The sequence below is a fragment of the Microcoleus sp. OTE_8_concoct_300 genome (assembly GCF_031383065.1).
Classification (GTDB): domain Bacteria; phylum Cyanobacteriota; class Cyanobacteriia; order Cyanobacteriales; family Microcoleaceae; genus Microcoleus.
Genome location: NZ_JANMZH010000085.1, coordinates 1 through 16,281, shown reverse-complemented (window position 1 = coordinate 16,281; position 16,281 = coordinate 1). Strand labels below are relative to the sequence as shown.

The window sequence follows — 16,281 nt, the reverse complement described above, 5'->3', positions numbered from 1 at the left end:
CAAGTCCAAGCTGACCTTTCTAAAGTTTTATTGGCCGGTGTTAGAGGTCTTGTCATAATAATTAGTTATTGGGCATCGGGCATGGGGCATGGGGCATCGGGCATGGGGCATCGGGCATGGGGCATCGGGCATCGGGCATCGGGGATGGGGCATCAGGCATCGGGCATTGGTTATTGGTTATTGGTTATTGATTATTGGTTAATTGGTTATTGGTTATTGGTTATTGGTTATTGGTTATTGGTTATTGGAGGCAGAGCCTCCGGGTATGTATTCCCAGGCAGAGCCTGGGAACAAGACTAAGATACCAACAAATAACAGATAACAAATAACAACTAACAACTAACAACTAACAAATAACAACTAACCAATAACAAATAACAAATAGCAATTAACTACTCAGCTTTATCTTCCGATTCTAAGAAAATTTCGCCCCCTGGTTCGTCGTAGCTGTACAACTCTGCATAACGTCCCCAATCAATAGCAGTTTTCAATTGCCGCATTGCTTCTTGGGGGCTAAAGTGGGTTTCGAGAATATCCAAAATCAACTCTTCAGAAATGCGCTGATTGCGCTTTGCCTGAAGCATTCTAGAAATTTGCTGTACGAGGCGAATATTGCTGAGAATTTGGGTGCGAACAATTTTTTTTCGCTGGTCAATTCCGCCGGCAATAAACTCAATGCCAACTGGTGTTAAAAGGAGGTCGCCTTCTTGGATTACCAGAAAATCCATTAATTTTGCTGCTTCCACGATCGGCAAAATGTCGTCAACCTCTAACATTAATTCTTGACCGAGGCGGTAGAGGTCTTTCTCCTTGCGGTCTTCCAAGAGTTCCAACAGGCCTGCTATCGCACCGATTCGCACCTGCGGCAGAGATTGGTATTTAGCGCTTTGAGCGGGTTGAGGTTGAGACACAGCAGCGGCACTTTCAGCAGGTGCTTTCACTGTGTCGCAGCTCAATTCGGGATTGGTGAGAATTTTGTAAACTTGGTCTACAATAGCTTGGAATTCCGGAGTTTTACGATCGCGGTAGTGCGGCAAAGTCACTGTCAATTCGGCGCGAATTCGCCCCGGATTGCGGCCCAAGACTACAACTCGATCAGCTAAAATTACCGCTTCCTCAATCCCGTGAGTTACGATTAACACCGCTTTAGTAGGAATCTTCTTTTCCAGCCACAAATCTAATAACTCAAACCGCAAGTTTTCTGCCGTCAGCACGTCTAAAGCTGAAAATGGTTCATCCATGCAAAGCAATTCGGGTTCTACCGCCAAAGCTCTAGCAAATCCCACCCGCTGCCGCATCCCGCCGGAAAGTTCTTTCGGATAAGCATTTTCAAATCCGTCTAAACCGATAATGTCAATCATCCGCAAGGCTTTTTGTTGCCGCGGTTCTGGCAATTCTCCTTTAGCTTTTAAACCTAATTCTACATTTTCTAGTACCGTCAACCAGGGATAAAGCGCAAAGTTTTGAAATACAATAGCCACTCCAGGATTTAAGCCGACTAAAGGACGATCGTGGTAGATAACTTGACCTGCAGTGGGCGGGATAAGTCCGGCAATCATCCGCATTAATGTTGATTTTCCTGAACCGGAAGGGCCGAGCAAAGCTACTATTTCGCCCGCTCGTATCTCTAAATTAATTGGGTCTAAAATAGATATTTTTTGACCGTTTGGCTGCTGGTAAAGTTTGCTAACTCCTTCTAAGGTAATGAGGCACTCTGTTGCTGTTTTAACTACCACAACTAAACCTCCTCGCTTGTTGTTTAAATTTAGTCATTAGTCTGTAGTCTGTAGTCAGTAGTCATTAGTCCGCAGTCCGCAGTCAGTAGTCATTAGTTAAAAACTCTGGGAAACTGACAACGGATAACGGCTAATTGATACCAGTTTCGTAAAATAATGCAACGGCAGGCAAGCGCCAAACCATGATGCAGTCAGTCATTCTCAATCGAAAATCAAAAATCGAAAATCGAAAATGGTATGACTGCCGAGTATTCGGTCCATTTTCTGTGACAGGCGATCGCTTTTTCAGCAGCAACAATTCTGGAAGAGTAGGGAGTTGGATCGCAACTGAAAATACAACCAGGCAAATAATTGAGCGATCGTACAAAATTCCCCTCCCCAAACTGCCCAGAAATCCTATGATAAGCCATAGCTGTGTTAAATATCCCATAGGCGGAACCTCTTTTGTCTGCTGGCACGAATCCAGCTACGGCGGCTTTCAAAATCGATTCCTGGGCTCCCATACCTATACCCCATAAAGTCATTCCTCGCAATCGCCCCTGCCCGTTTCCGAAGAATACCAAGGGGGCAAAAAGTAAACAAAAAATCACTGCAAACATCATGGCCCAGATGCCGATGCGATCGCACTTGCCGCCCAAAAGTCAGGGCCCCGATCGCATATTTAGTCTCCGCGCGATTCTGGATCGTCTGTGGGGAATGGATGGGTTTGCTGTGTACGAGATCCTTCAGTCCCATCCTATTACCCGATCGATCCGCGTCATTCTGCTGACAGCGAAAGTTTTGCCGATCGTGCTAAATTTGCCCAGATGGCCGTAGCTGGGGTAATTACCAAACCGATCCAACCCCTCACCCTGACGGAAGAAGTGCCAGAGATTTGAGGATGGGTTGATTGACTTTAATGATTATTGTTAAATTTTGTCACAAAAACTGTTAATTTTAAGAATCTTTACTAACTCCTTACTGTTGCTATAGCAATCCTAAATCATTTGTGAATTTCTTACTCCCGGACCGCGAGTTCGGGGAGGGTTGGGGTGGGGTAAAAAATTTACGACTCCTGCAAGGATTGCTATATCTAGCCTTCAGCTATGCAGGTAAGGGCAAAAAAAAACATAGTATCTGGTGGGGGCGGGTAAGCGCGAAAAATCTATGATACAAGCGATTTATAGGTCAATACGCTTGGGTTAACACTGTTTATTGCCCGGAGATCCCCCTCCCAGGGGACGGGAGAGAATACTCTTGTCCTCCCTTTTTTTAGGCGGGATCGGGCTGATATGAACCGTATTGAGTTATAAGTCCAAAACCCGTCATCCCCATCTAATGTTTATTTGTAACCACCTACTTATGCAGCTAAAAGCTCTTCGCATAATCCGAAAGTAAATGAATGTCCTTAAGCCATTGAATGCTGTCAGGTAGTATCTCGACTATCGAAATAAATGAATAGTTGAGAAGTGGTTGCTCTGGGAAAAAAAATACTAATTCACAATGAACCCAATATGCAGGACGTAATACAAGCTTGTTTAACCACTTTTGCAGGTTGGAACCTGCGAGTTGCTAATTCGACTTTAGAAGGCGTGCAACAAGCAATACTTTCTCAGCCCGAGGCCATTATTGTGGAAGTTTCCGTCGGCGAAATAGATGGATTGCGATTTCTCAAACAACTAAGAACACCACCAGCCACCCAAGGAATTCCAGTTGCGATACTAACTTACGCAGCTTCATGGGGTGATTTACAGCAAAGCTGGTTCCAACAAGATCACCTGCCAGCAGTGATAGTGAATCCCTCGATCCAGCTATGCTTTCTGTTCAAACTTCCAATGTTTTGGGCTGGGATTTAGAGTTTCAGATCAAATCAAGGAACAGGGAACAGGGCAAAAGGAACGGGAAGAAAACCATTTTATGTAGGAATCAACCTCAAAAGTTGCCTCTGAATAGTGTTGACTTTTTAACAAACAGATGTAACTTTACAAGCTTCGTAAAAAGGTGCCTATTGTGGGAAAAAAATTCTCGGCGATCTTAAGATTATTACAAAATGTTTAAACTTGTATCTTTTCCTTAACCATTTTGTATTCTTTACCAAAACTTTATTTTTTTTATGTAGGGTCTTGTTATGGTTGATTCAACTCAGTTTACAGCACATTGGAACAAGAGTGAAATACCCCTTAGTAAAAAAATAGGTCTTTATGACACAGTGCCCCTGCTGCTCGAATCAAATGCTCTGTCCTGCCAGCATCAAATCTACTGGTTTTGTCGCCAATGTTGGCAAACAATGGATATTTACAATCTGAACAGATGTAGCTTATCGCCCTCTCTAACTTTAGTCAGAGAGCTACGGCTTAAGAAACAACATTCTTTATCGGTGGAATTTAACAGTTCTATTTAGCCATGATAAAGTTGAGAGATTGTCCTAGCGCTAACTGGTTTTCACGCTCACAACTTTGCTCGGTTGCATCATTAAATTACAAAACTCTCGCCCAAAAAAATGAAGACAGCTCTATTAAGATAGTGCTTAATTTATGGATATCACTAGACTCAACCTGATTAGAACCTTATGCCAAACACCATTTAAAAGATTGCTACCTCTTCTGCTTGGAGTGCTGGCTTCTCTTGCTGTTTTACTTACGTGGCAACAGCTAATCATCAACGGACAAATTCACATCGAGGAGTTAATTCAGCAGGAAGCAAATGCGATTCAGTCACAACTGAGCGAAGAATTATCAATTCGGGTGCTGACACTTCGGCAAATGGCGAATCGCTGGGAAGCCAATGAGGGTAAACCACAGGCTCTTTGGGAAGCCGATGCTGATGCTTATGTAAAGGATTTCTACGGTTATCAGGCGATCGAATTAGTCGATCCATCATTTAAAGTGCGATCGGTTGTGCCACTGGCTGGGAATGAGGCAGCGCAAAACCTAGATTTTAATCGAGAAATGCGTCGCAAAATCCCTTTGCAAGTGGCTCGTGATTTGCGGCAACCTATCTTAAGTAACAATATTTCACTCGTTCAGGGGGGTCAAGGATTTCTAGCAACTCTTCCTTTATTTGTAGGGGAGCGGTTTGATGGGTTTATTGTCGGATTTTTTCAGTTTAAAACTCTATTTAACAGTATTTTAAAAGTGCCAGCCGGATACAAGGTGGCTATCTATGCTGGCACAAGTTTTATCTACGGTCAAGAGCTTTTATCTAAAAAAGTTCCCCATAAAACAGTTGTAGTGAAAGCCTATAGTGCAGAGTGGAAAATAGATGTTTATCCAAATTTAGATTTACTAGAAAAGGGGAAATTGGATTTGCCAATAGTTGTATTAATTGGTAGCTTAATTTTAGTTTGGCTGCTGATATTGGTCGTGTATCTCGCACAAGTTAGTTATCGCGAAGTCCATCAATTCAAAAAAACAAATCGCCAGTTGCAAGGGGAAATTCACCAGCGACAACAGGCAGAAATTGCGATCGCTCGACTAGCTGCGATCGTTGAATCTTCGGAAGATGCCATTATCAGCCAAGATTTAGAGGGTGTAGTTACAAGTTGGAATGTAGGAGCAGAAACAATTTTTGGCTATACAGCGGTCGAAATAGTAGGGCAATCAGCGAGAAAACTGATTCCCGCAGACTATCGAGATCAGGAAAACGAAGTTCTCACCAAAATCCAGCGAGGAGAACGTATCGAACACTACGATACAAAGAGGCTGAGGAAAGATGGAACATTAATCGATGTCTCGATGAGTGTCTCCCCCATTAAAGACGAAACAGGGAATATAATTGGAGCCTCAAAGATTGCCCGGAATATTGCTGACCGCAAACAAGCAGAAGCAGCACTACGTCAAAGTGAAGAACGCTGGGAACTGTCTGTACGCGGGAATAATGACGGCATTTGGGATTGGAATGTTCAAACCAACGAGGTCTTCTTGTCTAGTCGCTCGAAGGAAATCTTGGGCTATGAAGACCATGAAATCCAAAACATTGTAGACGAATGGGCTAATCTGGTACATCCCGATGATTTGGGATGGGTGATGCAAGCCATTCAAGACCATTTTGCCAAGAAAACTCCTTTCTATATCACAGAACATCGCATTCGCTGCAAAGATGGTTCCTACAAATGGATGTTCGATCGCGGTCAGGCACTTTGGGATGATGCAGGTAACGTAATTCGGATGGCTGGCTCTCACACCGACATTACAGAGCGCAAGCAAGCTGAAGTTGCTTTACAGGTAAGCGAAGCCAGATATCGGCAATTGATCGATAACTTAAATGCGGGTTTTGTGATTCATGCGACAGATACCAGCATCCAATTATGTAATGAAACGGCCAGTAAATTACTAGGGCTTTCAATGGATCAAATACTGGGAAAAACCGTGAGCGATCGCCCATGGCATTTGGTGCGGGAAGATGGCAGCGTTATGCCCCTAGAGGAATATCCCGTGAATCAGGTTTTATCCACTGGAAGTTCCATCAAAAATTATGTTTTAGGAATTAAAAAAGTAATTGATAGTGTTGTTTGGGTATTAGTTACTGCCTACCCGGAGTTAGAGCCAAACGGCCAAATTAAACAAGTTGTAGTTACGTTTATTGATATTAGCCAGCGCCAAAAAGTCGAGCAGGAAATCCAAAAAACTCGCAATTTCTTACAAGCACTGCTGGATAATTTACCGGTGGCGGTTTTTGTGAAGGACGCACAGCCTAAACAATTTGGCGTATTTCAGTTTTGGAATAAAACCAGCGAACGGTTATTTGGCATCTGTGCCGAACAAGCGATCGGCAAAAGTGACTATGATTTGTTCCCAACAGAACAGGCTATCTTTTTTGACCAAAAGGATAGAGAAGCCTTTGAGAAAGGTAAGACTGAGGATATTCTCGAAGAAGTCATTGACAGTCATAGTCTGGGAAAACGTTGGCTGCATACGGTGAAGATTCCCATTTACGACGAGCAGCATCAGTCCCAGTACCTACTTGGTTTTTCACAAGATATCACCGATCGCAAACACGCAGAAGCAGAGCGTAGAGAAATGAATGAGGTGATGAAAAATGCGGTGTCCGGCATTTCCAAACTGGATGTACAAGGGCGTTACCTCTATGTGAATAAAGCTTATGCTGACATAACAGGCTATCAGCCAGAAGAAATGATCGGGATGTCCTGGGAAAAGACCGTAGATCCCGATGACTTGGAAAAATTGCTTGCAGCCTATGGGCTGATGGTGCAAGAGGGCAGGGTGGAAGTTGAAACGAAAGGGCTTCGTAAAGATGGTTCGGTTTTTTACAAACAAGTGGTGATGATTTCAACTTACGACGAACAGCATCAATTTTTGGGGCATTACTGCTTCATGAAAGATATTAGCGATCGCAAAAAAGCAGAACTTGCACTAGAACAGGAACTCCTGCGGAGTAAAACCTTCTTTAACACTTCAATGGACGGTGTTGTTGTCATGGATCGGCTCGGAAAAGTTCTCGAAGCTAGCCCCAGTTTTGCGCGGATGCTAGGCTACACCCAGGAAGAAATCCTGAATATTAGTGTCTTTGATTGGGATGCTCAATGGACGAAGGAAGAACTACAATTTAGGTTAACAATAGAGGAAATTGTTCCTTTGTTTGAGACGCGACATCGGCGTAAGGATGGTTCGGAGTATGACGTGGAAATTAGCTGGAACCGGGTGGAATTAGAAGGTGAGATGATGCACTTCTGTATCTGCCGGGATATCACCGAACGCAAACAAGCTGAAATCGACTTACAAATCTCTCAAGCGCGATTTGCTGGGATTTTAGAGATGGCCAGCGATGCCATCATTTCTATCCATAGCAATGAGCAAATTACTCTGTTTAACAAAGGAGCAGAACGAATTTTTGGTTACGCGGCTGAGGAAGTTTTAGGGAAACCCCTGGCGATGTTGATGCCCTCGCGCCTTGCGGATGCTCACCATCAGCACGTCAGCCACTATGCCCAGAATGGAGGCTCTGCAAGGCAAATGGCAGAGCGAGGAGCCATTTTTGGACGGCGCAAAGATGGCACAGAGTTTCCGGCAGAGGCTTCCATTTCCAAGATCGAGATCAACGGTGAAATTATTTTTACTACCTTTCTGCGAGATATTACGGCTCGACAACAGGCAGAGGAAGCTCTGCGCTATCAGAAAGAGATGTTTCAAACAATCGTTGATCATATTCCAGTAATGATTGGTTTGTTTAACAAGCAGGGTAAAATGGAATTGCTCAACCCGGAATTTGAAAAAATTTTAGGTTGGTCCCTAGAAGATTGGCAGCAAAAAGATATCTTAGCTGAGTGTTATCCTGACCCGGTTTATTGCCAAAGTGTCTTAGAACATATGCTATCGGCAACCGGAAAGTGGAAGGATTTGACAACAATGACCGCCAGCCGACAGGAGTTAGAGACTTCTTGGGCACACGTGCCGCTTTCCAGCGGGTATTTTTTGGGCATTGGGCAAGATATTAGCGATCGCAAACAAAAAGAACTGGCACTGCAGCACGCAATGGAAGCTGCAGAATCCGCGAACTTCGCAAAAAGTACCTTCCTAGCCAATATGAGCCATGAATTACGCACTCCCCTAAACGTGATTCTGGGATTTGCTCAGGTGATGGCCCATGACCCCTCCCTAACTCCCAACCAAAAAGAAGACCTGCAAACAATTCGTCGGAGTGGCGATCACCTCTTGAGTTTGATTAACGATGTGTTGGATCTCTCGAAAATTGAATCGGGACACTGCACAGTTGAAGAGAGCGGATTGGACTTAATTGCGCTGCTGCATTCCCTCCGAAATATGTTAGCGCAACGAGCAAGTTCTAAAGGACTTGACCTTTGTTTCGAGATTGCGCCAGAAGTTCCCCAATTTATTCTTGCCGATGCTCAAAAACTGCGCCAGGTTTTGCTCAATCTGCTGAGTAATGCCATCAAATTTACCCATCGGGGAAGTATTACTTTGCACGTCAGCATTAAGGCGAACGGTACAGGGGCATTAACCACAACTCGGCCGATTCTCCAGTTTGTAGTCGCTGACACAGGTGTAGGGATTGCATCGATCGAACTCAATACCATCTTCGATGCGTTTGTGCAAGCCCAAGCTGGGAAGCGATCGACCTGCGGTACTGGGCTAGGTCTCACCATTAGCCGCAAATTGTTGGAACTCATGGGCGGAGAAATTTCTGTCAGCAGCACTCTGGGACAGGGGAGTACCTTCACCTTTACCCTTCCCGTGTGCCCAGTCAGTGGAGTTAATGTTACACCCGAAGAGAATAATCGCTTCGTGATTGGGCTGGCTCCCGGTCAACCGCATCATCGCATTTTGGTGGTTGACGATCGAGCAGAAAATCGCTTGCTAATGGTCAGATTACTGACACAATTAGGATTAGAGGTAAAAGAAGCTACCAATGGACAGGAAGCGGTGCAGATTTGGCAAGAATGGCAACCCGACCTAACCTGGATGGACATTCGGATGCCTGTGTTAGATGGATACGAAGCTACTAAGCAAATTCGGGCAAGGGAAGACGGGCAGAACAGTATAATTATTGCACTTACGGCCCAGGCTTCCCAGAGCGATCGCGCCCTCGCCTTCGCTGCTGGCTGCAACGACTACATCAGCAAGCCCTTCCGGGAACAGACCCTATTTCTCAAGATGGCCCAATACCTGGGGTTAGAGTATGTATATCAGTCCGAGGAAACAGAGAACGGGGAAGGGGGGACAAATCCTTTGTCTTCTTACATCTGTTCTGTTGCCTCTCCCTTTTCAGATTCCCTCGATCCAACGCTTCGGGCGACATTACCAGAAGCATGGCTGCTTCAGTTGGAAGATGCTGCTTTATGCGGGAACGATCGGGCGATCGTTGAACTGGTAGCTCAACTTTCCCCAGAACTAGCTCAATTCGGTACTCATCTGACGGAACTCGCCAACCAGTATCAATTTGAAAAAATTCTTAATCTAATTCAAGGTAATTTCCCAAGTGGAATTTCTCCATTGGATTTATAAGCTGTTGTGCCTTTAAACGTTTGAGGAGGACTAGGGAATTAGGAATAGTGAACAAGAAGACCATCTAATTTTTGGTACTTCTTCAAAAAACCTCCTTAATGTTTATTGATAATTACTGAGCTAAAATGCCTCATAACGTTACCACACTCTCCCAAATCACTCCTTTTGATTTAACAAGTTTAGAGGAATGCACCGAAGAATCTGTGTATGCTCCAGGTCATATTCAGCCGCACGGAATTGTTCTCTTGCTGCAAGGAACTAATCTAAATATTTTACAGATAAGTGAAAATGTAGAAGAGTTTTTTGGGATTTCTGCAGAAGAATTGCTAGGCAAGCCATTGCAACGGTTGTTTGGTCAGGTTCAAGTACAAAATATTGTCAGCAATATAAGTCAACAAACACTAAATTCTCATAATTTTTTCGATATAAAACTACCTCTAAAATCCGGCAAAACTCAAACATTTAAAAGCACACTGCATCAGATATCAGATGGGTGGATTCTGGAGCTAGAACCCCAATTCCCTATTGAAAATAATAATTCAATCGATTTCTATCATCGTCTGCAAACATTTATCCTCAACCTTCGCAGTGCGATCGGTCTTTCTGATTTAGCTCAAACCATTGCTCGTGAAGTCAAAGCCATGACCGGGTTCGATCGCGTGATGGTCTATCGCTTTGAAGCCGATGAGCATGGGGTGGTGATTGCCGAAGAGAAAAAAAGCTATCTAGAAAGCTACCTGGGATTGCATTACCCGGCGATCGATATTCCCGTACCCGCCCGCAAATTGTTTTACCGCAACTGGGTGCGCCAAATTCCTAATATCAATTACACCCCGGCCCGCCTAATTCCCACCAACCATCCCCTAACCGATACACCCCAGGATCTAAGTGCTTGTGTGTTAAGGGGAGTATCTCCCTACCACATTGAATATTTGCAGAATATGGGAGTTGCTGGGACACTGACAATTTCGTTAATTGACGATCGGCGCCTCTGGGGATTAATTGCCTGTCACCATTACAGCCCGCGATTGGTAGATTACGACACTCGCAAAACCTGTGAATTTTTAGGACAATTTGCCTCGATAGAACTGGTGCATGAACAAGAGCGACAATTGAACGTTTACCGATCGCAGGCGAAAACCATTCAGGATCAAATTCACCAGGCATTCCGCCGAGAGTCTAGTTGGAGCGAACAGGTATTGACCCGAAATGCCTCTCAACTGCTAGATTTAGTTCATGCTCGCGGGGTAGCAATTCTGCTCGATGGCCGCCTGACGTTGGTGGGTCAAACACCATCTGAAGCGGAGGTGGGCGAGCTCGTGCAGTGGCTGCTGCAAAACAACCAAGAACGAGTGTTTGCAACGGCTTCTTTGTCTCAGTTGTATCCCCAAGCGAAGCAATTTAAAGATCGAGCTAGCGGTGTTTTAGCAATCTCAATCTTGCTATGCTACGCCAAACAAAAGTCATACCACATCCTTTGGTTCCGACCAGAACAAATTCAAACCGTAAACTGGGCAGGAAATCCCCAGGATGCTGTCTCGATCGACGAAATTGGAAAAATGCACCTGTGTCCCCGCAAATCCTTTGAAGTGTGGAAAGAGACAGTGCGCCAGATGTCTTATCCGTGGCAGATTGCAGAGTTAGAAGCTGCCGCCGAAATGAGAAGTATCCTCATGCTGGCGGTGTTAGAATTTTCGCAAGCTGCCCTAGAACAAGCTGCAGAAAGGGCAGCAATAGCCAACCGTGCCAAAAGCCAGTTCCTTGCGAACATGAGCCACGAGCTCAGAACGCCACTCAACGCGATTCTGGGATTTACCCAGCTAATGAACCGCAGCCCCCATATCCCAGAAGAATTTCAAGAGCATTTAGGCATCATTAGCCGTAGTGGAGAACACCTGCTGACATTGATCGATGATGTTTTGCAAATGTCTAGGATTGAAGCAGGGCAATTGATACTGAGTGCAAGTTGTTTTAATCTCCATCGACTGCTGGGTTCTATTAACGAGATGTTTACCCTCAAAGCGCCTGAGAAAGGGTTACATCTCAGCAGCGAGTGGGATGCTACTGTCCCCCGTTATGTTTGTGGGGATCAAGCAAAACTTCGCCAAATATTGATTAATCTGCTTGGGAACGCGATTAAATTTACAACAACAGGAAGGATAGTGCTGCGCGGACGAGCTTTTTCATCAGATGATATGCCATTCGGTACGAATCGCGATCGCGCCACTAATCAACCCGATATTCCATCAACTATTACTCTGTGTCTCGAAGTTGAGGATACCGGATCTGGCATTTCTCCCTCTGATTTAGAATCAATTTTTGACGCCTTCATGCAAACAGATCGCGGTCGTCACGATCGAGGAACAGGTTTAGGATTGTCTATCAGCCGTCAGTTTGCGCGTCTGATGGGAGGCGATATCACCGTGCGAAGTACCCTGGATCAAGGCTCGACTTTTACGTGCAAAATTGTTTTGGAACTACCAGAGTCCCTTTATTTAGAGGAACCTGAAACGAGCGATCGGATTATCGGACTCGAACCGGGGCAACCTATCTACCGAATTCTAGTAGCAGAAGACGTTCCAGAAAATCAGCAACTGCTGGTGACACTGCTGGAGTCAGTTGGGTTTGAAGTGTGTGCGGTGGAGAATGGGGCAGAGGCGATCGCTCGTTGCCAAACATGGCACCCTGACCTGATTTTGATGGACATTCAAATGCCTGTCATGGATGGTTATGAAGCGACGAGACAGATTCGATCGCAACAGTCATTAGTCATTAGTCCTGGGTCATCAGCAGACACGAGAGAGCAAATGTCACAGGACAACAGACAAATGACACGCATCATTGCCCTAACTGCTTATGCTTTTGAAGACGATCGCACCGCCAGCCTGGAAGTCGGTTGCGATGACTACATTGCCAAGCCGTTTACTGAAGCCACACTTTTCGACAAAATAGCTCATCTATTGCGTGTCCGCTACTGCTACGCCGAAAAAGTTGGGCTTCAGTCATCAGCTTCGCCACCAAAGATATTTACTCCAGACTTGAAAACGATGCCAACCAAGTGGATTGCAGAAGTTCATGAAGCAGCCCTCGATCTTAGTGATAATAAGCTTTATCAACTTATCGCTCAAATTCCCAAGGAGAAACAAGATTTCATCAAGGCGATGACATCTCTGGTCGATAACTTTCAGCTTGAAGCGATCGCAACTCTCACCCAGATTTAGGAAGAAGACCATGACAACTCTATTCCAACTTGCGGCCCAAACGAATATTCTCATCGTGGACGATAACCCGGACAATCTGCGGTTGTTAGCCAAAATTCTAGAGTCACAGGGCTATATTGTCCGTAAAGCCCTCAACGGCAGAATGGCACTCCAAGGTGTTCATCGCGACCCACCGACTCTGATTTTACTTGACATCAATATGCCGGAGATGAATGGGTACGAACTCTGCCAAAAGTTAAAAGCATCTGAAGCGAGTGCTCAGATCCCGGTTATTTTTATCAGTGCGCTCGAACGACTCGAAAACAAGGTACAAGCCTTTGAAATGGGTGGTGTAGACTATATTACCAAACCCTTTCAAGAGCTGGAAGTGCTGATGCGAGTAAAAAATCAATTACTCATCCAAAAGCAACGCCAACAACTGATCGAACAAAATCAACGTTTAGAACACGAAATCCAGGAACGTCTGAGGGCAGAAGCAGAAGTAAGGCAGCTATCCGTGACCGATGAATTAACTGGATTATATAACCGACGGGGCTTCTTTTTACTAGCAGAGCAACAACTAAAAATTGCTCGACGCACGCAAACATCCTATTTTATTTTGTTCGCTGACTTAGATGGTTTGAAAAATATTAATGACACTTTCGGACACGAAATGGGAGACAGAGTAATCGTTGACACAGGTCAAATATTGAAGGAAACCTTTCGTGAGGCGGATATTGTGGCTCGACTGGGAGGAGATGAATTTGCTGTATTTATCCCTACTTTTTCTGGTGATTTATCTAATTTTTATATGCGGCTGCAAGAAAATATAGAGCGCTTTAATCAACAGTCCGAGCGAGCTTATATATCAATAAGTCTTGGTGTGCAGTCTGGGGATTTAAATAATGAAGTTTCCTTAGAACAATTGGTGGCCAAGGCTGACAAACTCATGTACGAGCATAAACGCACCAAACGCTGTTTAAATTGTTAACTGTTATTTTGAGAACAGCGCTATCGGAGCGCCAGAAGGATTATTTATTAAAGGTGAGTTCAACCGAGAAAGAGTAAACTGAAAACAAGATAGGGAAACAGCTTGAAGACTTTAGCACCTGGGCCGGAAAACACCATGCAGTACACATCATCACATCTAAACCTGACAGGGTGGCAACCCCGTTAAAAGCTCTGCCTATATTAGGTTAAGGCTGTGTGATATCATGTCCGGTCGAGGGACCGCGATTTTTGTAGGGGCTCCCCTCACCAACAATACCTGTCAATAATTGACCATCTCAAAAACCCGCCCCGACCGGGATATTATGGTTAATCGATGATTTTTGTAGGGGCTCCCCTCACCAACAATACCTGCCAATAATTGACCATCTCAAAAACCCGCCCCGACCGGGATATTATGGTTAATCGATCGGACATGATATGAGAGCAAAAAACTTTGTAGGTATTGTCCACAATCCTGAGATAAAATCGACTGACTGATGCTGTAGGGGTGGAGAGTTTGCCTACAGTTGCATTTTTAAAACTGGTATTACAGCATATTCCAGGTTTACAAAGTACACCCAGAAACCGGGTTTCTTTACAGTTCTCGCATCATTACTGATTCTGTTCAAGAAACCCGGTTTCTCGCGATTAAAATTTACATGGAATATGCTGTATAGCGGGGTTCTCAAAAAAGTGAGGTATGCCCTATGCCCACGGAGGCCTATGCCCTATGCCCACGGAGGCCTATGCCCATGAGTACCTCATCTTTCGCTCGAAAGGCTATATTTGCACAAACCGATTTTATCTATTTGCCCGATCGCGCTAAAATGATTCCTAACTGAACTGCAATTACTCCTAGTATGGCACTGCCTGCCCAGTAAAAAGCGGCGATGCTGTAAGATCGATCGCGCCACAAGACATTCGTCTCTAAACCGTAAGTTGAAAAAGTAGTATAAGCCCCCAAAAAGCCCGTTGCTACCATTAATCGCACTTCCGACGGAATAGTCGCCACCCGTTCAAAAGCGAGGGTGATAAAAAATCCCATAGCCAAACAACCCGTGATGTTAATAAAAAAAGTTCCGTAGGGAAAAGCGGTACCGAAACGATTGGCAAACCACAAGGTGATATAATACCGGCTCAAAGCGCCGACAACGGCACCTAAACTAATTGCGATCGGGTGGCGGAGATTGGGATCTTGCAGCATACAGCGATTTTAGATTGGCCTGAGACTGAGAAAAATTTTAGATTTACTGCGCTCCTGTAAAGTATTGTATGATTAAATTGGCGATCGCTCTGGGTGTTCGCAATTAAAATATATAGAGAGTATTTATGCAAATTGTGCTGGCTGCCGTAGACGATGACTTAGTTAGAGCGTGGGAAAGCACTTGCGGCAAGATGGATAGTGTAAAGATACACCGCGGCTCAATCTTTGATGTGAAATGCGATGCTATTGTGAGTCCGGGGAATAGTTTTGGCTTCATGGAGGGCGGCTTAAATTTAGAAATTTCGGAATTTTTTGGAGGGCAGGTTCTTGAACGCCTACAAAAACTAATTCAGACTCGCCATCACGGCGAACTCTTAGTAGGACTAGCAGAAGTGGTAGACACCGATCATGCTAAAATTCCCTACTTAATAGCTGCCCCAATAATGCGCGTTCCCACAGTTTTAAGAGAGACAGTAAATGTCTATCTAGCAACCCGGGCTATTTTAACTCTCGTAAAATTTGGCACAGTCCCAGACGGAACGCCAGTCAAACATATCATTGAAACTATCGCTATTCCCGGCATGGGTACGGGAAACGGCAAAGTGCCGCCACATATCTGCGCCAATCAGATGAAAGTCGCGCTGGAAAATATCCTCCTATCTAAATACGAATTTCCTCAATCTTTGCTGCACGCTCAAAAAGATCACCACTTGTTATGTGCGAGCGAGGTCGAAAATTTACAGTTGGAAAAATGAAAGGATTAAATTTTAAACTTTTCTAGTGTTGAGAAACCAATTTTATTGGTGCTGTGTGTTTTTGGTGGAGCTACTTATTCAAAATTTAAGTACGCTAAACCGTACCTGCAAGTTGGCGGTATCCTACACAGGAGATAAAGTTGGGTAGATATATAGCAATCCTTGCAGGAGTCGTCAATTTTTTACCCCACCCCAGCCCTCCCCGAACTCGCGGTCCGGGAGTAAGAAATTCACAAATGATTTAGGATCGCTATATAGCCTTTCTCAGTAACATGAGGTACTCTCGCGGGCATAGGGCATAGGCCTCCGTGGGCATAGGGCATAGGCCTCCGTGAGCATCACTTGCGAGCGGTGTGTACCTCATTTTATTGAGAACCGCTATAATGTAATATAGAACTGAGGCTAAGCAACTAGGGAAGCGCGGATTTAAAATTT

The 16,281-nt window shown here is 44.6% G+C and carries 9 protein-coding genes and 1 pseudogene; 7 read left to right on the top strand and 3 right to left on the bottom strand.

Annotation, left to right across the window (positions count from 1 at the left end; genetic code table 11):
- Window positions 1-130 precede the first annotated feature (130 nt).
- Window positions 131-329: pseudogene (locus ACUVJL_RS04065) on the top strand (hypothetical protein).
- Window positions 330-392: 63 nt separating this feature from the next.
- Here ACUVJL_RS04065 and ACUVJL_RS04060 read toward each other — a convergent pair.
- Window positions 393-1,736, bottom strand: coding sequence for an ABC transporter ATP-binding protein (locus tag ACUVJL_RS04060; RefSeq protein ID WP_445244677.1), 1,344 nt, complete (start codon window positions 1,734-1,736; stop codon window positions 393-395).
- A 212-nt stretch (window positions 1,737-1,948) separates the two neighbouring features.
- On the bottom strand, window positions 1,949-2,260 hold the full coding sequence (locus ACUVJL_RS04055) for a hypothetical protein (RefSeq protein WP_445244676.1): 312 nt from the start codon (window positions 2,258-2,260) through the stop codon (window positions 1,949-1,951).
- A gap of 76 nt (window positions 2,261-2,336) precedes the next feature.
- Between ACUVJL_RS04055 and ACUVJL_RS04050 the strand changes: the two genes are divergently transcribed.
- From ACUVJL_RS04050 to ACUVJL_RS04030, 5 genes are all read left to right on the top strand, one after another.
- Complete coding sequence (locus ACUVJL_RS04050; RefSeq protein ID WP_445244675.1) at window positions 2,337-2,552, top strand: hypothetical protein; 216 nt, start codon at window positions 2,337-2,339, stop codon at window positions 2,550-2,552.
- A 677-nt stretch (window positions 2,553-3,229) separates the two neighbouring features.
- Complete coding sequence (locus ACUVJL_RS04045; RefSeq protein ID WP_445244674.1) at window positions 3,230-3,571, top strand: hypothetical protein; 342 nt, start codon at window positions 3,230-3,232, stop codon at window positions 3,569-3,571.
- A gap of 678 nt (window positions 3,572-4,249) precedes the next feature.
- Window positions 4,250-9,697 carry a PAS domain S-box protein gene (locus ACUVJL_RS04040; RefSeq protein WP_445244673.1) on the top strand — a complete coding sequence of 1,816 codons (5,448 nt, stop codon included), beginning with the start codon at window positions 4,250-4,252 and terminating at the stop codon, window positions 9,695-9,697.
- A gap of 125 nt (window positions 9,698-9,822) precedes the next feature.
- Entirely contained in the window at window positions 9,823-12,918 is a 3,096-nt protein-coding gene (locus ACUVJL_RS04035) for a response regulator (RefSeq protein ID WP_445244672.1), read from the top strand.
- Between the two features lie 10 nt (window positions 12,919-12,928).
- Window positions 12,929-13,888 carry a GGDEF domain-containing response regulator gene (locus tag ACUVJL_RS04030; protein ID WP_445244671.1) on the top strand — a complete coding sequence of 320 codons (960 nt, stop codon included), beginning with the start codon at window positions 12,929-12,931 and terminating at the stop codon, window positions 13,886-13,888.
- 804 nt (window positions 13,889-14,692) lie between these two features.
- On the opposite strand, the gene crcB is transcribed toward ACUVJL_RS04030, so the two are convergent.
- Window positions 14,693-15,091 carry a fluoride efflux transporter CrcB gene (gene crcB, locus ACUVJL_RS04025; RefSeq protein ID WP_445244670.1) on the bottom strand — a complete coding sequence of 133 codons (399 nt, stop codon included), beginning with the start codon at window positions 15,089-15,091 and terminating at the stop codon, window positions 14,693-14,695.
- A gap of 125 nt (window positions 15,092-15,216) precedes the next feature.
- Between crcB and ACUVJL_RS04020 the strand changes: the two genes are divergently transcribed.
- Window positions 15,217-15,846 (top strand): macro domain-containing protein, encoded by a 630-nt coding sequence (locus ACUVJL_RS04020; protein WP_445244669.1) that lies wholly within the window; start codon window positions 15,217-15,219, stop codon window positions 15,844-15,846.
- Window positions 15,847-16,281: the final 435 nt, after the last annotated feature.